Below are 18,531 nucleotides of genomic sequence, written 5' to 3'. Positions count from 1 at the left end.
ACCCGCGCAACCCTGCGCAACCCACGTCCTGAACAGCGCAACCGAGCGCACCGCTTGCCATCTGGTCCGTGGACCGGCAGCCCGCTTCGCTGATCGAAGGGGTCCTGAGTGGCGGCGAAGTCTGAACGTCACACCCCGACTGACGGAGGTGGCGATGCAGGACGACGAATCGGCAAACAAGGGTGAGCAGGTGGAGGCGGTCGAGCGGGAGGCTGCCAAACAGCGTCTCCTGGCGCAGGCTGAGGCAGAGCGCGTACCGGTGGAGGACACGACCCGCGCGGTCCCGGACCGGCGGTGGCGGCGTGACCAACGATGACCTCCCGATCGGCCGCCGCGTCGCCCGCTGGCGGGTGCGGCGGTCGATGACGCAGCAGATGCTCGCCGACCGGTTGCGCAGGTCGAAGAGTTGGGTGGACAAGGTGGAGCGGGGTGTGCGCGCCCTGGACCGGTATTCGGTGATCCAGGAGTTGGCCCACGTTCTGCAGGTCGATCCGGAGGTGCTGCTCGGCCAGCAGCGCAGCACGCCTGCCAACCCGCCGGACGGCGTGGACGACATCCGGGCCGCGCTCGCCCGCTACGACACCCCGCAAGCCCCAGAGCAGACGGACGAGCTGAGAAGGCAGGTCGGGTACGCCTGGCTGAGCTACCAGCACGCCCACTACGGCCAGTTGGTGCGGGTCCTGCCGGGTCTGCTCGACGCCGTCCGGGGCGCGCGGTCGGCGGAGTTGCCGGTGCAGGCGTACCGGATCACCTCGTCGCTGCTGGTGAAGCTCGGCGAGGCCGACCTCGGCTGGCTGGCCGCCGACCGGGCGATGTCCGCTGCCGGCGATGACCCGATCCTGGCGGCAACGGCGGCCACCTCGGTCGCCCAGGCGCTCCGCGCGTCGGGCCGCGACCGCCTCGCCCTGGCCGCGACGCTCGCCGCCGCCAACCGCATCACCTCGGGTCCCCACCGGTCGGCGGGGGAGTGGGCTGTGGGTGGGACGTTGCTGCTCCAGGCCGCCCTGGCCGCCGCCGGCTGCGGCGAGCACCGCCGCGCCGACGAGCTGACCGACCGGGCCGCGGGCGTCGCGGCCAGCGTTCGGGGGTACGACGATCGGCACCGCACCAGCTTCGGGCCGCTCGCCGTCGAGCTGGCGCGGGTGGCGGTGGCGACGCAACGGGGTGACACCGACGAGGCGCTACGAAGGCACTCAACGGTGGTGCGGCGGGAGGCGTGGCGGCGGTTGCCGGCCGAGTACCGGGGCGCGTATCTGGTTGACGTCGCGCGGGCGTACCTCCATGTTGGTGACCTGCGCGGCGCTGCCCGCGCGCTCGTCGACGCGGACAGCGTCGCGCCGGCCGAGGTCCGGTGCCGGCCGTTGGCGCGTACCGTGATCGCCGATGTCGCCCGCGCGCAGCCGGCGCCGGCCGGCGTGGCGCGACTGGCCACGCTGGTCGGCCTCACCCGCTGACCGACCTACCTGCCGGTCGTGGCTGGCCTCACCTCGTCGCCAGCACGCGTCGGCCGTTGGCGAGCCGGGCGCTCTTGGCCTGCTCGTAGCGTCCGATGTCGGCGGAGCGGCTCGCGATCGTGCGCCGCTGGTGATCCACCATCGCCGCTTGCCAGATCGTCACGAGGTCCGTGCTGTCCTTGCACGCGACGTCGGCCACCGCGGTCCGGCGCTCCACGTCGCTGGGATGGTCGGTGCTCCACCTCGGGTCGTCGTTGGCCTGCCAGGGGTCGGCGTGGGTGAACCCCTAGCCTGCCATGCACGTCGACCAGGCCCGGAACCCGGCCGGAACGCGCGCGTCCTGTTCTGCCAGTCTGCCGACCCGCAGGGCCATGTCGGACAGGAGCGTCTCGCCGACCGGCAGCGCGCCCTCGGCCAGGTGCCGGTTCGCCTCGCCGAGGCAGCCGCCCTCAGGGATCCGGCCGCCGGCCGGCTCGGGTCCGTCGGTGCCGAACCGGGTGCCGGTCAGCGCCAGCGCCGTCGCCTACGCCATTGTAGAGGCGGGCTCGCACGACGAGGCGGTGCAGATCTTCTCCGGGCACCCGCACCTGGGGCTGTTCGCCGGGAACTCGATCGCGGTCCTGGAGTGCCCGCCCCCGCCCAGCGCGCCATGACGAGTCGCGCCAGCCGCGCGGCGCGCACACCATCACGGCGACGCCGATCAGGCAGATCACCGCGTCGGGCTGGAGGGCGATCGTGACATCTGTCCGCTCAGCCGGGGTCGGCGCAGAGTTGGGAGGTCAAGGCGGTGCGGGCCCATTCTTCCCACGTGTCCGGTGACCAGTCGCGGTCGCGGACGAAGATCAGGTAGAGCTGCGGGCTGAGCAGGCCGAACAGTAGGTCCGCCGCCATCTCGACGGAGAGGCCGGGACGGAAGTCGGGCTTGCCGGCCAGGGCTTCGGCCGCTGCGTACTGCACTGTGTAGCGCGGGTCGGGGCCGTCCGGCCACTGTGCGGCGATCTCCGGGTCGGTGGCTGCGGCAGCCTCGATCAGCGGCATGATCGGGGCGACCCGGCCCAGGATCTCGCCGGTGCCGTGGACGTGCGCGCGCAACTGCCCGGCCGCGGTGGGCTCGGCGCACGCGGCGCGAAACCACTCACGATCCATGGTCGCGACCGGCTCAGTGTCCCCGGCGATGGATGTGTCGACGACGTCCTTGAACAGCGTGCGCTTGTTGCGGAAGACGAAGTAGACCGTCTGGACGGCCACGCCCGCACGGTCCGCGACCTCCTGCAGGCTCGTCGCCCCGTAACCCTGCGCGACGAACAGCTCGCGAGCCGCCTCGATGACCTTTTCGCGGGTGCGACGTGAGCGCTCGGCTCGCTTGTCCGGCCGCTTGACCGTATCCATGTTACGAGTCTAACTTTAGAGCATGTCACTAGAGTTCGACTCTAACTTGTTGGAGGAGACGATGGACCAGCCCAACGCCACCCAGAAGCCGGAACCGGACCTGGCCTCGACGCAGCGAGACCCGGAGGAGGAGGCCGTCCACCGTGCACTGGAGGGCTACTACCGCACCGGCAAGCCACCGTGGGACACCGGCGTGACGCCGCCCGAGCTGGTCGACCTGGTGGAGGGGCACAGCGCGCTGCCGCCCGGTCGGGCCCTCGAACTCGGCTGCGGCACGGGGACCAACGCCATTTACCTGGCACGGCACGGCTGGGAGGTGGCCGCCGTCGACCTGATCGACAGCGCCGTCGACCAGGCCAGGGAGAAGGCCGCGGCGGCGGAAGTGACGGTACGACTGCTGCACGGAGACGCCACCCGCCTCGACGAACTGGACGTGCCAGGCCCCTTCGACCTGTTCTTCGACCTGAGCTGCTACTGCGGGGTCCCGCTACACCGCCGCGACGCCTACGCCGCCGGGCTCACCCAACGCGCCGCTCCCGGAGCACGGTTGCTGATGTTCGGGTACGGCCCCGAACCGGTCGACAATCCGAGCACCGAGATCGCGTCGTGGGCGGCGGGCGTCACAGCTGACGAGTTCCCCGCCAGGTTCCCCGGCTGGGCACTGACCGACGTCACGCCGGGCACCAACTCGGTGCCGACCTTCTGGTTCACGCTGCGCCGCGACGCCTAGCAATGTCAACGGAAAGGCGCGCAGGCGCCGACTAGCCCGGTCTGCGGGCCATGACGAGGGGGCGGAGCTTGGCAGTGATTTCCTCGTTGAGCACGAGCTGGTAGTAGGTCCCGCCCGTCACCGTGTAGACGACTGCCGGACAGGAGTTCACACTGCCCCTCAACGTGAAGCTGCTGACCTGCTTACCGGTCTTGGCCTCGAACACCCGGTAGATGAAGCGCGCCGACCGCAGCACGGCGGTCGTCTTCTCGCCGGTGCCGGTGTCGTAGGTACATGTTTCGACCTTCTTGCTCGAATAGTCGTCGTCGAAGTATTCGCATACGACGAGCTGCGTGTGCTGCTCCGGGTACAAGCCCGGATGCAGCTGCGACTGCCACTCGGCAGGCAGCTCGTACCCCTGCTCCCGGGAGTCATACGGGTGCATCACGAAGAATTCCGCCAGGTGGATGGGACCTCCGGCGTAGGCAGGGCCGTCCGGGTTGTAGGGACGTACCGCTCGCGGGTTGTAGGTGGAGCCGCCGCACGCCTCCTCGTAAGTTCCCATCGTCGGGGGCGGTGGCGGCCAGGTCGGGCTGGCTGCCGTCGACGCGGACGGCGTCGGCGTCGTTGCTGCCGGTGGCGGGTCGGGCTCGCCTGCGCAGGCGGTGAGGCCGCACAGGGTGCCGACGACCACGGCCAGGAGTCGTGCTGTCCGCTGCGAACCGGTCACGCCGCCCCCATCGTCCTACTGTCGGCCCACGGGAGCACCCGTGAGCGCTCGGGTCACGTCCGGCTGGGTCTCGACGATGGTACCGACGGTAGCGATCACTCGAAGAACTTGATGCTGAACCCGGTGTCGGTCGTCGGGCCAGGCACGTTGGCGCGGCGGTAGGTGGTGTTGCCCCACCAGCAGAAGGTGCCGGTGTACCAGTACCGGTTCGCCCAGGAGTACGCGGTGCCCTTGGGTACGGCGTGGAACATCAACGGGAACCTCGGCCCGGCGGGCGGGCTCGTGGCGATGTCGCCGTTGAGCAGCACGAAGCTGTGGTGGCCGGGCCCGTTGACGTGCAGGGTGGGATCCCAGCCGGCCATCATGGTGGCCCGGTTCGAGCCGAACAGGCAGCCGTTCGACTTGTACCAGTCCCACACGTACGTCGGGTCGCCGCCGGCGCGCAGTCGCAGGTCGGCGAGGCAGTACTGGTCACTCCAACTGCCGTTGGCGGAGTAGACGATGTGCAGCTGCCCGTTCGGGTCCTTGATCGCTTCCGGGGACTCGTTGATGAACGGGTTGCCGACGACGCGCTCCCAGCTCTCGCGTGGTTGGGAAATGATGTAGCGGCTGCCGGTCGGGGTGAGCGGGTCGCTCATCCGGCTGAGGTAGATGTTCTGCTCGACGTTGGTGTCGCCGGCCCATCCCGACCAGACGAACCACCGCTGCCCGTTGAAGGTGAACAGGCTGCCGTCGATAGCCCACTTGCCGTCGGGCAGCGCGAGCTGCCGCTCGGTCGTGTAGCCGCTGGCCGGCGACGCCGAGTGGATCGCGTACATGCGGTGGGCGGCACCGCGCCCGGCCGTGAAGTAGATGTAGTACCGGCCGCCATCGGTGATGATCTCAGGGGCCCAGACCTCACCGAGGTTGCGGCTGTCCGTCCACACCTGCCGCGCGGGCGCGGCGGCCAGCGAGTCGGGGGAGGCCGCCTGCCGGACGGCGATCCCGCCGTTGAGCGACTGAACGGAGATGTAGGTACCGCCGACGCGGATCACGCTCGGGTCGGCAGCCCGCAGGCTGGTTTGCCCGGCGGTCGCCGGTCCGGCACCGGCGGCGGACAGGCCGGTGGCGAGCACGGCGGCCAGCAGGGCGGAGAGAATTCGCGGGAGGGTTCGGTTACCGACGTTCACGATCGGGCCCTTTCCTCGGACTGCGCTGATCGCCAGCATTGATACCCATAGATTAGGCGAAACGTCGAGGCGAGGCGCCGCGCGGTTGACGGTTGGACGGCCGCCAGCGGATGATCCAGCGATGCGTCGCGCGGGCCAGCGAGCCGGCACGCCGGTCCTGATGGACAACATGATCGCCGTCACGCGGTGGCTTCAGGAGAGCGGATTCCATGAAGTTCCTTCTCACGTCGTCAGGCGTCCGTAACCCGAGCATCGCCGACGCGCTCGTCGACCTGCTGGGCAAGCCGATCGCCGAGTCCACGGCCCTGTTCATCCCCACCGGTGTCTACCCCTTCCCCGGCGGAGCCGAGAGAGCGTGGAAGGCGATTCACGGCCCGGCTCACATCCCGCTGTGCCAGCTGGGTTGGAAATCCCTGGGGATATTGGAGCTCACCGCGCTGCCGACCATTCGAGAAGAGAACTGGGTGCCGGCGGTCCGGGAGGCCGACGCCCTCCTCGTCTGGGGTGGCGACGTGCTGTACCTGACCTACTGGCTGCGCCAGTCAGGCCTGGCTGACCTCCTGCCGTCGCTCAGTGAGACGGTTTATGTGGGGGTCAGCGCCGGGAGCATCGCGGTCACCCCGTACAACTGCGACGCCGAATTCGACCTTGGATTCGTCCCTGACGGCAGCGACATGGTGCAGGGCGCCGACCGGGCGCTGGGGCTGGTGGACTTCACGCTGTACCCCCACCTCGACCATCCGGACATGGAGGACGTCGCGCTGTCCGACATCCAGAAGTGGGCGTCCGGAATCCCGGTCCCGACTTACGCCATCGACGACAACACCGCGATCAAGGTGGTCGATGGCACCGTTGAGGTCATCTCCGAAGGCGACTGGAGACTGATCAACCCCTGACCGAGGCGTCCCTTTCGCCAGGCGACGAACGTTCACCGCAACGATGGTGCGACCGCCGGGCAACACCGCAGTCGGGCCGGCGGACCGCTGCGACCAGCGGCAGGACGGCGCGGAGGGACCACTTGTCCGAGTGGTCCCTCCGCTGGTTTGTTGCTGAGTGGCTAAACTTCAGGTTGGCAGTTCACCTGTGCTCTGCTGCGGCGGGCGCAGCCTCGGGAGGGTGTTCCAGCACCCTCTCGAGGGGCCGTCCCATCAGACGGCGCCTACTCGCAGAAGACCCGCACGGTGGCATCGGGCGAATCCACCTCCACGGTCACCTCGTCGAGGTGCTCCACGAGCGCCTCCAACTGCTCGGGCTTGAGCTGCGTCAGGTCGATCGGCACGCCCGAATCGCTGAGTGAGGCATTGGCCTTGACCAGGGCCTGCGGCGGGACCAGCGCCGCCAGCCGTACACCAGCCCGCAGCAGTTGCAGTGGCACCCGCACGTTGACCCGTGACGGCTCGCCATTGTCGGTGGCGTCCACCACCACCCGCAGGTACTTCACCTTGCCCTTCGGTCGGGCGTCGTGACTCGCCGTCGCCGGGGCGTGGTCCCGTTCGAGGGCGGCGATGAGCTGCTCCGCCTCCTCGGCCGTGATCTTGCCGGCGGCCAGCATGTCGAGGATGTCCTTGCGTTGTTCGGTCATTCGAACCTCTCCTATCGGATAGCCACGAGCACGGCCGTGCGGCCCTGCTCGATGTCGAAGCGGGCGCCGCGAAGGGCGGAGATGACACGCCAGGCGGCGCCGAGTGCCCGCACCACACCGATGCGGAACACGACGCAGGCCACGATCGCCGCCAGCACGACCAGGACCACAACCGGGAAGAGCACGAGCGCCACGGGAAGCACCGGAACCCAGACGCGGATGGGTCGGCGGTCCGGGCGGTTGACCTTGACGGCCACCAACTGCGGCATCACGTCCGGCCGTCCAGCTCGGCCAACGCCTGCTGTGCGGTGATCTCACCGCGGCGCAACCGGTCGATGATGTCGGCTCGCGAGGGCGCCGGGTCGGTCTCGACGAAGTCGAGCATCTGCGTGATCCGGTTGAGCCGTGACTTGATCGTCGGGTAGCTCACCCCGAAGATGCGTTCCATCTCCTTGATCGAACCGTGGCAGCGCACGAACGCCGTGACGAAAACCTGATCATCGACGTTGAGCTGAGCCAGTTGCGGTGGCTCGAACTCGCCTTCGATCGCGACGCCGTTGCTCGCCAGGCGCACCCGCTCGACGACGAACGGCTGCCCTCGCGTCAGGCTGGTGAGTTCCTGCCAGTCCATCGCCTGCTCTGTCATACCTGAATTTGTAACTCAGAAAAGTTCAACTTCCAAGAGTTTGATCTTAATTTTCTTAAGATGGAGCTCGCCGCGGCGGAGGCGGGTGACGGGCTGCGACGGGCGGGTTCGCGGTTGAGGGGCACCACGACGGCGCGCTGGCCCCGTAGCGCGCGGATCGTGATCACGGCTCGGTGGCCTGAGCGGGCCGCCGGTACGATGCCAGGGTGGGCAGGTTCCTGGCGCTCTTCAACGGCGCGGCTGACGAGGCCGGCAAGGCCGAACTCACCGAGCAGCAGCAGACCGAGTTCATGAACGCGTGGGCGTCGTGGGCGCAGGCCCACGAGAAGGCCATCGTGGACCCCGGCGCTCCCCTGTACGCGAAGAAGCTGGTCACGGCGCGAGGTGTCGAGGACTTCACCGACTCCCTGATCGCCTACACCATTGTGGAAGCGGGCTCGCACGACGAGGCGGTTCGGATCTTCTCCGGGCACCCGCACCTGGGGCTGTTCGCCGGCAACTCGATCGCGGTCCTGGAGTGTCCGCCACCGCCCAGCTGACACATGCACCGCTCGTCGGGTTTCAAAGCCCTCGCCCGGCGGCGACTCGGCTGCCTGCGCTCCGTCCGGCAGCAGCGCCCCGCCGTACAGCAGCGCGCCACCGTCGACGTCGGGTAGACCATGCTCGTCTCACCGACGCCGGCGGCCCCGGAGGAAGGCCTGCGGCGGTTGCCGGCCGAGCAGGCTCAGGAGCGCGGCAGGATGCCCACGAGTGACGTGATGATCGCGAGCCGCAGGGCTGTCCGCAGGTCGACGTGGTGGACCGCGAGCGCCGGCTCGGACTCGTAGACGGCGAGCAGGCTCGGTGGCGGCGAGGTGTAGGCGGACAGCGCGCCACCCATGATCAGGGCGTGCAGGCAGAACAGTTCGGCGTTGTCGCCGATCTCGGGCAGGTGTCGCCGGACGAGGCCGGCCATCACCGCGAGGTTGCCCAGCGCGGCCCGCTTGTGCCGGCGGACCACCTCGACCGAGACGTTGTGTTCGAGCACCCCGCCCTGCGCGCCGAACAGATCGCAGAGCACCGTCTGGGCGGCGAGCGACCGGCTGAGCACGTCGGCTGTCTGCTCCGCCCGTTCCATCGCGGGTCGGTTCAGGTCGACGCCGTGGGCCAGTTCCTGGTCCAGCTCGGCCAGCCAGGTCGTCGTCCGGTCGTCCAGCAGGTCGAGCAGCACCGCCTCGCGGGACTCGAAATAGCGCAGCACCGCCGTCTTGGCCAGGCCGACCCGCCGGCTCAGCTCGTTCAGGGTCACCTCGGCCACCGGCATCTCGTCGAGCATCGCCGAGGTCGTCTCCAGGATCGCCCGACGCCGGACCTCACGCTGCTCCTCGCTGCGCGCCCGCTGGAACGTCATGACGCCCACCCTAGCTTAGGTACCGGCGGTCCCTTGACAGCGTACCGGCGGTACATTACCGTTCGGGCATAAGTTACCGGCGGTACCTAAGGAGCCCGAGATGAAGTGGACCGAGCAGCAGATTCCGCGCCAGGACGGCCGGGTGGCAGTGGTCACCGGCGCCAACACCGGGCTGGGCTTCGAGACCGCCCGGCGGCTCGCCGAGCGCGGGGCGTCGGTCGTGCTGGCCGTACGCGACACGGAGAAGGGCAAACAGGCCGCTGCCCGGATCAACGGCGACGTCTCCGTACGGGAACTGGACCTGACCTCGCTGGAATCGGTACGCGCTGCCGCGGCCGGCCTGCGTGCCACCCACCCGCGGATCGACCTGCTGATCAACAACGCCGGCGTGATGTACACCCCGAAGCAGACCACCCGCGACGGCTTCGAGATGCAGTTCGGCACCAACCACCTGGGCCACTTCGCGTTCACCGGCCTGCTGCTCGACGTGATGCTGCCCGTGCCCGGCTCCCGGGTGGTCACCGTCAGCAGCGTCGGCCACCGCATCCGCGCCGCCATCCACTTCGACGACCTGCAGTGGGACCGTTCCTACAGCCGGGTGGCCGCCTACGGCCAGTCGAAGCTCGCCAACCTGATGTTTACCTACGAGCTACAACGCCGGCTCGCCGAGCACGGCACCACCGCCGCGGTGGCCGCACACCCCGGCATCTCCAACACCGAACTCGCCCGCAACTCCCCGGCCGTCGTCCGCCGGCCGCTCACCTGGCTCGCCCCGGTGATCACCCAGCCCGCGACGGCGGGCGCGCTGCCCACCCTCCGGGCCGCCACCGACCCGTCCGTCCTCGGCGGGCAGTACTACGGCCCCGACGGCCTCGGCGAGGCACGCGGCTACCCCAGGCTTGTCACCTCCAGCCCCGAGTCCTACGACGTGAGCGTGCAACAACGCCTCTGGGCCGTCTCGGAGGACCTCACCGGTGTGCGGTTCCCGCTGGGTCGGGCAGCCGTCGCGGCGTGACCGCACCAAAGGGCAGGCGCCGGTAGCGGCTGGTGATCACCGGCGGCCCGGCGGCGGTCAGGCGGTCAAGGAGTTGTCGTCCCTGCCCTCCGCCGGGCCAGTGTGTCGCGGATGGTGAAGACGACGAGCGAGAGCGGCACGAAGACCCACAGCTGAAGCACGGTGTAGCGGCGCAGTTCCTGGTCGGTGTCGACGCCGGCCAGTTCGGCGTCGAGGGCACCGGGTCGCATCAGCTTGAGCGCGTACGTGGACAGCGGGGCGTAGTTGAGACCTGCACCGGTCAGCCACAGGCCGAACGCCCGGCTGCCGAGGTCAGTCGATGACGACAGCAACCAGATGCCCCACGTCACCATGGCAACCACGCCGACGAGGAACTCGGCCAGGATGATCCGCCGTCGGCGGGTGGTTCCTCGGCTGCCGTACATGTCGACGGCCGCCAAACGACGAACGTTCATCGGACCGATGGTGCCACCGGCGGGCAACCTCCGGGGTTGCAGCGGCACAGGCCGCACGACCCGACGATCCACTCGCGTTCACGGAAGTCGGGGAGTCCCAGCTCCGGGGACACCCCGACTTCACGAATCCCGAGTCGATCTGGCTTGTCGGCGCCGGCCTCCACTGTGGAGTTGCGCGCTGGAGATGGTCTTGCGACGCGTGACTACCCTCTCGGCCATGTCTGACTTCCGCGGGGACACCTCAGGTGTCTCGACGCTCCGGGCCGCACTGACGATCGTCATCGTCGGAATCCTGGCGACCGGTCTCGGCGTCACCTTCATCTGGGACGACCGAGGCTCCCCGCAGGAAGTCACCACGACGGGCACGCTGACCGGCTCACACCCATCGGACCAGCGCGAGAAGCGCAAGGGAACGTGGTACGAGTTCCAGTACGCCATCGCCGACGGACGGCAGGTCGCCAGCACCTTCAAGGTCACCCCCAGCGGCTCCCTCGACCGCGACGGTGACACCGTCAGGGTCATCTATTCGCCGGATGCCCCGCTGCATGGCCGGCTGTGGGTGTCCCGAGGCGGCCTGGAGTTTCTGCCGGCGGCCGGCGGGACCGCGCTCACTCTCGGCGCGCTCCGGGTCGTCATCCGCGAGCTGCTCAAACGGCGCCGCCGACGGGGCTGATCTCCGTAGCTGCGCCGTCGCGGGCCCTTACGGCTGCGACGGCTCGGGCAGGTGGTGACGCGCCCAGGCTGCGAAACTCGTGAGGGGAATGCCGAGGGCCCGCGCGTACTCCGGGCGGGCGGGTTGCCCGACCACGTTCATCTGCTCGTGGGAGATGCCGGCCCACTCCGGCATGCCTGCGGCGACCGCCTCCTGCTCGGTCATGTCCGGCGCGGTCAGTTCGGCGCCCAGGGCGTCGGAGAGCGCCTTCGCGATCTCCGTCATCGTCAGGTAGTCGCTCGCCAGCTCCAGTTCGACTTCGTGGAACCGATCGGGTTCGGCGATGGCCGCGGCGGCCGCGCGGCCGATGTCGTCGGTCGCGACGAGGGAGAGCGAGGTCTGTGGCTTGATCACCGTGGCCAGGCCGCCGGCGACGCCCCGGGGGAGCAGGTAGGCCATCGAGGGCAGGAAGTTGTCCATGAAGAAGCCCGGCTTGAGGAGCGTCCAGTGCGCGAAGCCCGCTTCTCGTACCCGATCCTGGATGCCGGCCTTTGTGGTGTAGTAGGGCTGCATGGTCGCCCAGCGGCCCTCGGCCCACCCGGGCGCCTCCGTGTGCTGGCCGGCGCCGCTGACGGACGTGTGCACGAACTGCGGCACCTTCGCGGCCAGCGCGCTTTCGATCAGGTTGACGCCCTGGGCCAGCTCGCCGTCGAAGTTGATGGTGTTGCCGTCCATCGCGGGCATCTGCACCGAGAAGACGGCCCGTGCTCCGTGCGCGGCCCGGACCAGCGACTCGCGATCGTCGAGGTCGCCGGTGACCAGTTCGGCCCCGAGGGCCTGGACCGCCCGCGCGCGGTCGGTCGCGGGGTCGCGGACCAGTGCCCGGACGGGTACGCCGGCCGCGAGCAGGGCGCGGGCAGTGGCGCCGCCCTGCCTCCCGGTGGCGCCGGTGACCAGGACGGGTGCGGAGTCGGTGGGCATGAGGGGTCTCCTGTCGCGGGGCAAACGCTAAACGGCGGGGCCCGCCGTTTGTCCTTCGCTAAGATACGGCGGACCCCGCCACTTAGCAAACCTTGAGGTGACGCCATGTCCACCCAGCGAGCGGACGCCCGGCGCAACTACGCGCGCCTGCTGGCCGTGGCCGAGCAGGAGATCGCCGCGCACGGCGCGGACGCGTCCCTGGAGCAGATCGCCCGCATCGCCGGAGTCGGCTCGGCCACCGTGCGCCGGCACTTCCCGAGCCGCCACGCACTGCTGGACGCGGTCTTCCGCGGGGTGGTCGAGAGCCTCGGCGTCCGCGCCCGGGAGCTGTCCGATGTCGACGACGCGCGGGCCGCGCTGCTGGAGTGGCTCACCGCGGTCAATGGGAACGTCGCCACCATCAGGGGCCTGGCCATCGCGCTCACCCGCGACTGCACGGCCAACCCCACCGAGGCGCACGAGCACTGCGCCACCGCGCAGCTCACCGAGGCGGGCGAACCACTCGTACGCCGGGCCGCGCTGACCGGCGCGGTGGCGCCTGACGTGACCATCACCGACCTGCTCGCGCTGATCACCGGCATCGCCCTGGCCACCGAGCACCACTCAGATCCCGCCGCCGCCGCGACCCGACTACTCGACCTGGCGGTAGCAGGAATCAGCCCAGCAAAGGGCAAGCGCGCCTGACCCCGACCCCGCCCCCACCCCCGACCCTGGCCGATCATGGAGTTGTGGTGCCGGCTTGAGGATGCATCACGGCTTTTGTGGCCCACCACAACTCCATGATCGACCACGGTCAGGGTGGGCGGGGCGGCTGGCCGGCCGACGGAACGGCGGGGCGGCGGGGCGGCGGGCGGCGGGCGTTAGCGTGCGGGGGTGAACGGGGTCAGGAGCAGGTCGGTGAGGCGTCGCCGGGCGTCCTCGTCTCCGCTGAGCCGCAGCGCGCCCGACTCGACCGCCGCCGCCATGGTGATCTCCCCGCCGCAGACGGCCCGGAGGGTGCCGATGTCGGTGCTGAGCGCCGCGTCGGGCTCGGACGCCGTGCCGCGCCGGAGCTGCACCGTGTCGTCGGCGACGTCGGCGAGGTACGTGTCGGCGTCGATGTGGAACGCGTAGCTGCCGGCGAGCTCCCGGGCCCGCGCCGGGTCGAAGGCCGCCTTGATGCTGAGCAGCAGGGAGTCGATGCCGAGAGCGCCGTCGGGTGACTGGGAGGACTGGCTTCCCCAGCGGCCGAACTGCAGGAGGATCGGCTCCAGAGCGCGGCCCCACTCGGTGAGCTCGTAGAGGTGGATCCGGGTCGGTGGGCCCAGGTCCCGCCGGCGCACCACCCCGTGCTCGGTCAACTGGCGCAGCCGCTGGCTCAGCACGTTGGGGCTCACGCCGGGCAGGCCGCCGAGCAGGTCGTTGAACCGCCGGGGGCCGAGCAGCAGGTCGCGTACCACCAGCAGCGCCCACCGCTCGCCGATGATGTCCAGTCCACGCGCGACACCGCACGGATCTCCGTAACTACGCATGCCGCTCATGACGTCCACCCTACCTGGATCCTAATTCAGGAGTTGCACTTGTTCTTTAGGAGTTGGCCCCCTAGCGTGGTTCTCATGAGCCTGCCGCAAGGTGACGTGAAGCTGCTGGACACCCCGTTGGCCCGACGCCTGCTCACCGCGTCCCTGGTGGCACGCCTCGCCTACACCGGCAGGGACGGCACGCCGCGGTTGATCCCGGTGAACTTCCTCTGGACCGGCGACGAGCTGGTCGTCGGCGCGTTCGCCGGCACCTACAAGATCCGCGACCTGAGCGCCCGGCCGGACGTGGCGGTCTGCATCGACACTGCGGACGGTCTTCCGGAGGTGCTCATGCTGCGCGGGAAGGTCACCCTGGCGGAGGTCGAGGGCGTCCTGCCGGAGTACGCCACCATCCAGCGCGCCGGGATGGGCGACGAGGTGGGCAACGCCTACCTCAGCGCGATCGACCAACCGGGCCTGCGGATGGTCCGGGTCGGCCTGCGCCCCACCTGGGTCGGAGTCGTCGACTTCCAGGAGCGGTTCCCCGCGCGTACACCGGAACCCGTCCGAGCCGCGCTCAGCGGCAGCCAGTGACCAGCCCGGGGTTCACCACACCATCACGGAGGACGAGAGATGCGCAAGATTGTCGTGTCGATGTGGACCACCCTCGACGGGTTCGTCGCCGGCCCCGACGACGAGATGGACTGGCTCCTGGTCGACGACCACCTGCAGAAGTACGAGCGGGGCCTGGTGGACAACGCCGGCAGCCTGATGCTGGGCCGGATCACCCACGCCGACTTCGCCGGCCACTGGCCGCGGACCGCCCAGGACCCCGACCAGCCCGACGACGTACGGGGGTACGCCCAACGCCTCGACGAGCTGGAGAAGATCGTCGTCTCCGCCTCGGGTAACACCGCGACCTGGACGAACACCCGACGGCTCGCCCGCCTCGACCCGGACGAGATCACCGAAATCAAGCGCGGGCCCGGCGGCGACATCGTGGTCTACGGCAGTCTCACCCTGGTCCGGTCCCTCGCCGACCTCCGGCTCATCGACGAGCTGCACCTCCTGGTGCATCCCCTGTTCCTCCGCCAGGGCAAGCCGCTGTTCGCCGGTGGTCTGCCGCCGGCACGACTGGAGCTGGTCTCCGCCGAACCCTTCGCCTCCGGGGTCGTCCTCCTCACCTACCAGCCCGCCTAGCCGCTCACAGTTGGGCGACGACGACCCGGGTGGCCTGGGCGAGAAGGGCGTCGTCGGGGCTGGCGTCCTTCTTGTCGCGACTTGACAGCACGGCGAGGACGATCGGGGCCCGGTCGGGCGGCCAGAGCACCGCGATGTCGTTGCGGGTGCCGTACCCTCCGGTCCCGGTCTTGTCCCCGACCACCCAACCGGCCGGCACCCCGGCGCGGACGAGCGCCGCGCCGGTGGTGTTGCCCCGCAGCCAGCCGCGCAGCACGTCACGGTCCGCCGGTTCCAGAGCAACCCCCACCGTGTACGCCCGGAGGTCGCCGGCCAGGGCCCGCGCGGTGCTGGTGTCCCGCTTGTCGCCAGGTGTTCCCTCGTTCAGCGCGGTCTCGTAGCGGGCGGCCTCGGTGACCGTGTCGCCGAGCGCGCGCAGCTTCGACTCGAACCCCGCCGGCCCGCCGAGGTGTCGCAGCAGCAGGTTGCCGGCTGTGTTGTCGCTGTAGCGCACGGCGGCGTCGGCGAGGTCGCGCAGGCTCATGCCCTCGCCGACGTGCTTCTCGGTGACGGGGGAATGCGCCACCAGGTCCTGCGCGGAATACCGCACCACCCGGTCCAGTTGGGCGTCGGTGGTGCCGTCGAGCACCTCGGCGGCAGCGAGGGCCTTCCAGGTCGAGGCGTACGCGAACCGTTCGTCGGCGCGGTACTCCACCGTGCGACCGCTGCCCGTGTCGACGGCGTAGATTCCCAGCCGCGCCCCGAATTGCTCCTCCAGCTGCCGGAACTCCTGATCGGCGGCCGGCGACGGGGCGAGCGTCACCTGCGGGCTCGGCGTCGTCCGCGTCTCGGTGGCGTCCCCGCCGCCGCACCCCGCCAACGACACCACTGTCGCCGCCGTGGCCACCACGGTAGCCAGCCGTCGGACGGGAACCGCCATCGTCGTTCCTCCTGAGGTGCCGTCGGTCAGGGCAGGATCTCGACGTACCCGTCACTGCCGTGTACGCGGATCCGCTGCCCGTCACGGATCAGCCGGGTGGCGTCCAAGACGCTGACCACAGCCGGCAGACCATACTCCCGTGCGATCACCGCGCCGTGCGTCATTGACCCGCCGACCTCCGTCACCAGCCCGGCGATGCCGACGAACAGGGGCGTCCAACTGGGGTCCGTGTGGGCCGTGACGAGGATGTCACCCGCTTCGAGGTCGGCCTGCGCCATGTCGAGGATGACGCGGGCGCGTCCTTCGACCGTGCCGGCGGAGACCGGCACACCGGCCAGGGCGCCGGCCGGCACGTCGTCACGTCGGTACGCGCCGGTGATGGTCTCGCCGTCGGAGGTCAGCACCCGGGGCGGCGTGAGCGCCTGGTACGACCGGAACGCCTCCCGGCGTTGCCGGACCAGCTCGTGGTCCACCCGGTGCGAGCGCGCCACCTCGTGGAACTCCTGGAATGTGAGGTAGAAGACGTCGTCGGTCTCGGCGAGCACGCCGGCCCGTACCAGGCGCTCGGCCTCCGCCAGCAGGGCCTGCTTGTAGATGAAGTAGCGGCTGATGATGTCGTACTTCGGGTACTCCCGATAGCCGGTGAAGGCCCGCACCTGGTCGATCATCCGCGCGGTCTCGTCGGCCTTCTGCTCCCCGTCCGGCAGCGCCCGCAGGCGCGTCAACACCTCCTGCGCCTTCTGCCGCGCCTGCTGTTCGCCCTGCTCGAAGCGCTGTCTGGCCGCGCCCGGCTCGAAGAGCTTGATGTTGTCCAGGAGCACGGGCACGAGCGTGCCGGGGCGTTCGCTCCACCGCGGCCTGGTGATGTCGATCTCGCCGACGCAGCGCATGCCGTACCGGTCGAGGTACGCCTCGATGGCGTCGCGCGCCTCGGCCCCGCCCGGGACCTTCGGCAGCTCGTCGAGGACGTCGTCGCGCGCGACGCCGTTGTCCGCGACGCCCTGCAGGAACGCCACCACCTCCGGATACGGACGGATCACGTCGGCGACGTCGAGCAGCGCCAGCCCCATCTCCGACGTCACGTTGCCGGGGGCGGAAAGGGTGAGGGTGTCCGCGGCGTTCTTCTCGCCCAGCCACTCCTGCAGCCGGTCGTTGAGCCACCAGGTGGCCTCCATGCCGGCCATGATCGCCTGGATGTTTAGGGGATCGCCGAGGACCCGCTTGTGCTCCTGAAAGGCCTCCAGCAGGAAGTCGAACAGCGCCGGACCGGCCACCGTCGCGATGTCGCGTCGCAGGGCGGCGATGGACGCCCCGCTGCGCTCGATCAGCTCGGTGACGACGGCCGGGTCGATCTCGGTCGAGGTGGACTTGCCGCCGGTCGTCGGCCCGCCGGGACCGCCGCCGTCCGGGAGCGTCGGAACGAAGTCTCCACGGTCGATCAGGGTCTCCAGCGCGTCCCTCATCAGCGGATCGGACTTGCCCGCCATGGTCAGGAAGCCGGCGCGGCTCGTGGGCGAGGCCAGCAGCCGAGTGGCGTCGACGAACAGCCTCCCGCCGGCCTCCAACATCGGGGCCATGGCGGTGAGCTGCCACATGGAGAGCCCCAGCGGCCGCATGGCGTCGGTCATCATCTGCTGGTGACCGACCGAGAGGTAGACGTGGTTCTCCTGGTCAGCGGCCGCCGGAATGGGGAACAACGTGGTGATCGGCCGGCTCTGCACGATCTGGAAGTCGTCGTCGAGAAGGCACCACTCGATGTCCTGCGGGCGGCCGAAGTGCGCCTCGATCCGTCGCCCGAGCCGTACGAGCCGTACCACCTGGGCCTGTGTCAGTGCCGGCTGCTCCTGCCGCTGCCTGTCGACCGCCACCTCCCGCGTCCCGCCGCCGGGCAGGGCGGCGACGGCGCGCTGCTTGGCGGCGACCGTGCCGGCGACGACCTCCCCGTCGCGCACCGTGTAGACATCCGGGTTCACCAGGCCGGACACCAGGGCCTCGCCGAGGCCGAAGCTGGCGTCCACGGTCGCGACCTTCCGGTTGCCCGTCACCGGGTCGGCCGTGAACAGGATGCCGGAGGCATCCGGAAACACCATCCGCTGTACGACGACAGCCATCTGGACCGCACCGTGGTCGATGCCGTTGCGCAGGCGGTAGATGACGGCCCGCTCGGTGAACAGCGAGGCCCAGCACCGGCTGACGTGCCGCAGGATCGCCTCCGGCCCCACCACGTTCAGGTAGGTGTCCTGCTGGCCGGCGAAGGACGCCGTCGGCGTGTCCTCCGCCGTCGCGCTGGACCGCACGGCGTAGGCGGCCTGCTCGCCGAACCGGGGGAGCGCGCCGGTGATCGCGGCGGCCAGGTCGTCCGGTATCGCGGTCTCCTCGACGCTTCGGCGGATCTCCGCGCTGAGCGTGCGGATCGCCTCCCGGTCCTCCGGGCTCAGGCGCGACAGCCGATCGAGCCGTTCGTCGATCCCCGGCGTCTGCGCCATGACCCGCCGGAAGGCGGCCGTCGTCACGCAGAACCCGGCCGGCACCCGGATGCCGTCGATCCGGGACAGCACGCCCAGGTGCGCGGCCTTGCCGCCGACCACCGACACCTGAGTCTCGTCGACCTCTCGAAGGTCCAACAGCGGTGCCCGGTCGCCGCGGTCCCCGTCCATCGACAACACACTCACGTCGCGCCCCCGTTACCTCGTTTGTGCTGGTCCGGCCGCCGATTGTGCGCCACGACCGGGGTCTTGCGG

The 18,531-nt window shown here is 70.2% G+C and carries 23 protein-coding genes; 10 read left to right on the top strand and 13 right to left on the bottom strand.

Annotation, left to right across the window (positions count from 1 at the left end; translation table 11 throughout):
* The first annotated feature begins 154 nt into the window (after positions 1-154).
* A complete protein-coding gene (locus ACIBD9_RS17570; RefSeq protein WP_396718788.1) occupies positions 155-316 on the top strand; it encodes a hypothetical protein in 162 nt (53 codons plus the stop codon).
* Positions 303-1,454 carry a helix-turn-helix domain-containing protein gene (locus ACIBD9_RS17565; RefSeq protein ID WP_396718786.1) on the top strand — a complete coding sequence of 384 codons (1,152 nt, stop codon included), beginning with the start codon at positions 303-305 and terminating at the stop codon, positions 1,452-1,454. Before ACIBD9_RS17570 ends, ACIBD9_RS17565 begins: the two co-directional genes overlap by 14 nt.
* A gap of 28 nt (positions 1,455-1,482) precedes the next feature.
* Here the strand turns inward: ACIBD9_RS17565 and ACIBD9_RS17560 are convergent, their stop codons facing one another.
* Together ACIBD9_RS17560 and ACIBD9_RS17555 are read right to left on the bottom strand one after the other, a co-directional pair.
* Positions 1,483-1,671, bottom strand: a complete 189-nt coding sequence (locus ACIBD9_RS17560; RefSeq protein ID WP_396718785.1) for a hypothetical protein — start codon at positions 1,669-1,671, stop codon at positions 1,483-1,485.
* 533 nt (positions 1,672-2,204) lie between these two features.
* Positions 2,205-2,843, bottom strand: coding sequence for a TetR/AcrR family transcriptional regulator (locus ACIBD9_RS17555; RefSeq protein ID WP_396718783.1), 639 nt, complete (start codon positions 2,841-2,843; stop codon positions 2,205-2,207).
* Between the two features lie 61 nt (positions 2,844-2,904).
* Between ACIBD9_RS17555 and ACIBD9_RS17550 the strand changes: the two genes are divergently transcribed.
* Positions 2,905-3,573 carry a class I SAM-dependent methyltransferase gene (locus ACIBD9_RS17550; RefSeq protein WP_396718781.1) on the top strand — a complete coding sequence of 223 codons (669 nt, stop codon included), beginning with the start codon at positions 2,905-2,907 and terminating at the stop codon, positions 3,571-3,573.
* 31 nt (positions 3,574-3,604) lie between these two features.
* Here ACIBD9_RS17550 and ACIBD9_RS17545 read toward each other — a convergent pair whose 3' ends face one another.
* Positions 3,605-4,282 carry a hypothetical protein gene (locus ACIBD9_RS17545; RefSeq protein WP_396718778.1) on the bottom strand — a complete coding sequence of 226 codons (678 nt, stop codon included), beginning with the start codon at positions 4,280-4,282 and terminating at the stop codon, positions 3,605-3,607.
* A gap of 95 nt (positions 4,283-4,377) precedes the next feature.
* The gene (locus ACIBD9_RS17540; RefSeq protein WP_396718776.1) at positions 4,378-5,451 is read right to left on the bottom strand and encodes a glycoside hydrolase family 43 protein; all 1,074 of its coding nucleotides are present in this window, start codon (positions 5,449-5,451) and stop codon (positions 4,378-4,380) included.
* A gap of 209 nt (positions 5,452-5,660) precedes the next feature.
* Between ACIBD9_RS17540 and ACIBD9_RS17535 the strand changes: the two genes are divergently transcribed.
* Complete coding sequence (locus ACIBD9_RS17535) at positions 5,661-6,347, top strand: Type 1 glutamine amidotransferase-like domain-containing protein (RefSeq protein WP_396718774.1); 687 nt, start codon at positions 5,661-5,663, stop codon at positions 6,345-6,347.
* 263 nt (positions 6,348-6,610) lie between these two features.
* Here the strand turns inward: ACIBD9_RS17535 and ACIBD9_RS17530 are convergent, their stop codons facing one another.
* Genes ACIBD9_RS17530 through ACIBD9_RS17520 form a run of 3 tightly spaced genes read right to left on the bottom strand, consistent with a single transcriptional unit; the run spans position 6,611 to position 7,679 of the window.
* Complete coding sequence (locus ACIBD9_RS17530) at positions 6,611-7,033, bottom strand: SHOCT-like domain-containing protein (protein ID WP_112698352.1); 423 nt, start codon at positions 7,031-7,033, stop codon at positions 6,611-6,613.
* Positions 7,034-7,044: 11 nt separating this feature from the next.
* Positions 7,045-7,302 carry a hypothetical protein gene (locus tag ACIBD9_RS17525; RefSeq protein ID WP_396718771.1) on the bottom strand — a complete coding sequence of 86 codons (258 nt, stop codon included), beginning with the start codon at positions 7,300-7,302 and terminating at the stop codon, positions 7,045-7,047.
* Entirely contained in the window at positions 7,302-7,679 is a 378-nt protein-coding gene (locus ACIBD9_RS17520) for a DUF2089 domain-containing protein (protein WP_387170025.1), read from the bottom strand. The genes ACIBD9_RS17525 and ACIBD9_RS17520 overlap by 1 nt, the downstream gene beginning before the upstream one ends.
* A 206-nt stretch (positions 7,680-7,885) precedes the next feature.
* Between ACIBD9_RS17520 and ACIBD9_RS17515 the strand changes: the two genes are divergently transcribed.
* The gene (locus tag ACIBD9_RS17515; RefSeq protein ID WP_396718768.1) at positions 7,886-8,218 is read left to right on the top strand and encodes a hypothetical protein; all 333 of its coding nucleotides are present in this window, start codon (positions 7,886-7,888) and stop codon (positions 8,216-8,218) included.
* A gap of 185 nt (positions 8,219-8,403) precedes the next feature.
* Here the strand turns inward: ACIBD9_RS17515 and ACIBD9_RS17510 are convergent, their stop codons facing one another.
* Positions 8,404-9,069 (bottom strand): TetR family transcriptional regulator, encoded by a 666-nt coding sequence (locus tag ACIBD9_RS17510; RefSeq protein WP_396718766.1) that lies wholly within the window; start codon positions 9,067-9,069, stop codon positions 8,404-8,406.
* Between the two features lie 100 nt (positions 9,070-9,169).
* On the opposite strand from ACIBD9_RS17510, the gene ACIBD9_RS17505 reads away from it, so the two are divergent.
* Positions 9,170-10,084 (top strand): SDR family NAD(P)-dependent oxidoreductase, encoded by a 915-nt coding sequence (locus ACIBD9_RS17505; RefSeq protein ID WP_396718764.1) that lies wholly within the window; start codon positions 9,170-9,172, stop codon positions 10,082-10,084.
* Between the two features lie 65 nt (positions 10,085-10,149).
* Here the strand turns inward: ACIBD9_RS17505 and ACIBD9_RS17500 are convergent, their stop codons facing one another.
* Entirely contained in the window at positions 10,150-10,539 is a 390-nt protein-coding gene (locus ACIBD9_RS17500) for a hypothetical protein (protein WP_396718762.1), read from the bottom strand.
* A gap of 217 nt (positions 10,540-10,756) precedes the next feature.
* Here ACIBD9_RS17500 and ACIBD9_RS17495 point away from each other — a divergent pair, with 217 nt between their 5' ends.
* Entirely contained in the window at positions 10,757-11,212 is a 456-nt protein-coding gene (locus tag ACIBD9_RS17495) for a DUF3592 domain-containing protein (RefSeq protein ID WP_396718759.1), read from the top strand.
* A 27-nt stretch (positions 11,213-11,239) separates the two neighbouring features.
* Here ACIBD9_RS17495 and ACIBD9_RS17490 read toward each other — a convergent pair whose 3' ends face one another.
* The gene (locus tag ACIBD9_RS17490) at positions 11,240-12,172 is read right to left on the bottom strand and encodes an NmrA family NAD(P)-binding protein (RefSeq protein ID WP_396718757.1); all 933 of its coding nucleotides are present in this window, start codon (positions 12,170-12,172) and stop codon (positions 11,240-11,242) included.
* A gap of 105 nt (positions 12,173-12,277) precedes the next feature.
* Here ACIBD9_RS17490 and ACIBD9_RS17485 point away from each other — a divergent pair, with 105 nt between their 5' ends.
* Positions 12,278-12,856, top strand: coding sequence for a TetR/AcrR family transcriptional regulator (locus ACIBD9_RS17485; RefSeq protein ID WP_396718755.1), 579 nt, complete (start codon positions 12,278-12,280; stop codon positions 12,854-12,856).
* A gap of 176 nt (positions 12,857-13,032) precedes the next feature.
* Here ACIBD9_RS17485 and ACIBD9_RS17480 read toward each other — a convergent pair whose 3' ends face one another.
* Positions 13,033-13,692 (bottom strand): winged helix-turn-helix transcriptional regulator, encoded by a 660-nt coding sequence (locus tag ACIBD9_RS17480; protein ID WP_396718752.1) that lies wholly within the window; start codon positions 13,690-13,692, stop codon positions 13,033-13,035.
* A gap of 75 nt (positions 13,693-13,767) precedes the next feature.
* On the opposite strand from ACIBD9_RS17480, the gene ACIBD9_RS17475 reads away from it, so the two are divergent.
* Both ACIBD9_RS17475 and ACIBD9_RS17470 read left to right on the top strand, forming a co-directional pair.
* Entirely contained in the window at positions 13,768-14,265 is a 498-nt protein-coding gene (locus tag ACIBD9_RS17475; protein WP_396718750.1) for a pyridoxamine 5'-phosphate oxidase family protein, read from the top strand.
* Between the two features lie 39 nt (positions 14,266-14,304).
* Complete coding sequence (locus ACIBD9_RS17470; RefSeq protein WP_396718749.1) at positions 14,305-14,871, top strand: dihydrofolate reductase family protein; 567 nt, start codon at positions 14,305-14,307, stop codon at positions 14,869-14,871.
* A 4-nt stretch (positions 14,872-14,875) separates the two neighbouring features.
* Here the strand turns inward: ACIBD9_RS17470 and bla are convergent, their stop codons facing one another.
* Both bla and rph read right to left on the bottom strand, forming a co-directional pair.
* Positions 14,876-15,790, bottom strand: coding sequence for a class A beta-lactamase (gene bla, locus ACIBD9_RS17465; protein ID WP_396718746.1), 915 nt, complete (start codon positions 15,788-15,790; stop codon positions 14,876-14,878).
* Between the two features lie 26 nt (positions 15,791-15,816).
* Entirely contained in the window at positions 15,817-18,447 is a 2,631-nt protein-coding gene (gene rph, locus ACIBD9_RS17460; RefSeq protein ID WP_396718744.1) for a rifamycin-inactivating phosphotransferase, read from the bottom strand.
* Positions 18,448-18,531: the final 84 nt, after the last annotated feature.

The organism is Micromonospora sp. NPDC050784 (genome assembly GCF_044456765.1).
In the GTDB taxonomy this organism is placed as follows: domain Bacteria; phylum Actinomycetota; class Actinomycetes; order Mycobacteriales; family Micromonosporaceae; genus Micromonospora; species Micromonospora foliorum.
This window is presented reverse-complemented; position numbering and strand designations above follow the sequence as displayed.

Coding starts and splice junctions, on each gene's coding strand:
- ACIBD9_RS17570 (WP_396718788.1), top strand. CDS start 155: ATGCAGGACGACGAATCGGCAAACAAGGGTGAGCAGGTGGAGGCGGTC.
- ACIBD9_RS17555 (WP_396718783.1), bottom strand. CDS start 2,843: ATGGATACGGTCAAGCGGCCGGACAAGCGAGCCGAGCGCTCACGTCGC.
- ACIBD9_RS17550 (WP_396718781.1), top strand. CDS start 2,905: ATGGACCAGCCCAACGCCACCCAGAAGCCGGAACCGGACCTGGCCTCG.
- ACIBD9_RS17535 (WP_396718774.1), top strand. CDS start 5,661: ATGAAGTTCCTTCTCACGTCGTCAGGCGTCCGTAACCCGAGCATCGCC.
- ACIBD9_RS17530 (WP_112698352.1), bottom strand. CDS start 7,033: ATGACCGAACAACGCAAGGACATCCTCGACATGCTGGCCGCCGGCAAG.
- ACIBD9_RS17525 (WP_396718771.1), bottom strand. CDS start 7,302: ATGCCGCAGTTGGTGGCCGTCAAGGTCAACCGCCCGGACCGCCGACCC.
- ACIBD9_RS17520 (WP_387170025.1), bottom strand. CDS start 7,679: ATGACAGAGCAGGCGATGGACTGGCAGGAACTCACCAGCCTGACGCGA.
- ACIBD9_RS17510 (WP_396718766.1), bottom strand. CDS start 9,069: ATGACGTTCCAGCGGGCGCGCAGCGAGGAGCAGCGTGAGGTCCGGCGT.
- ACIBD9_RS17505 (WP_396718764.1), top strand. CDS start 9,170: ATGAAGTGGACCGAGCAGCAGATTCCGCGCCAGGACGGCCGGGTGGCA.
- ACIBD9_RS17500 (WP_396718762.1), bottom strand. CDS start 10,539: ATGAACGTTCGTCGTTTGGCGGCCGTCGACATGTACGGCAGCCGAGGA.
- ACIBD9_RS17495 (WP_396718759.1), top strand. CDS start 10,757: ATGTCTGACTTCCGCGGGGACACCTCAGGTGTCTCGACGCTCCGGGCC.
- ACIBD9_RS17490 (WP_396718757.1), bottom strand. CDS start 12,172: ATGCCCACCGACTCCGCACCCGTCCTGGTCACCGGCGCCACCGGGAGG.
- ACIBD9_RS17485 (WP_396718755.1), top strand. CDS start 12,278: ATGTCCACCCAGCGAGCGGACGCCCGGCGCAACTACGCGCGCCTGCTG.
- ACIBD9_RS17480 (WP_396718752.1), bottom strand. CDS start 13,692: ATGAGCGGCATGCGTAGTTACGGAGATCCGTGCGGTGTCGCGCGTGGA.
- ACIBD9_RS17475 (WP_396718750.1), top strand. CDS start 13,768: ATGAGCCTGCCGCAAGGTGACGTGAAGCTGCTGGACACCCCGTTGGCC.
- ACIBD9_RS17470 (WP_396718749.1), top strand. CDS start 14,305: ATGCGCAAGATTGTCGTGTCGATGTGGACCACCCTCGACGGGTTCGTC.
- bla (WP_396718746.1), bottom strand. CDS start 15,790: ATGGCGGTTCCCGTCCGACGGCTGGCTACCGTGGTGGCCACGGCGGCG.
- rph (WP_396718744.1), bottom strand. CDS start 18,447: ATGGACGGGGACCGCGGCGACCGGGCACCGCTGTTGGACCTTCGAGAG.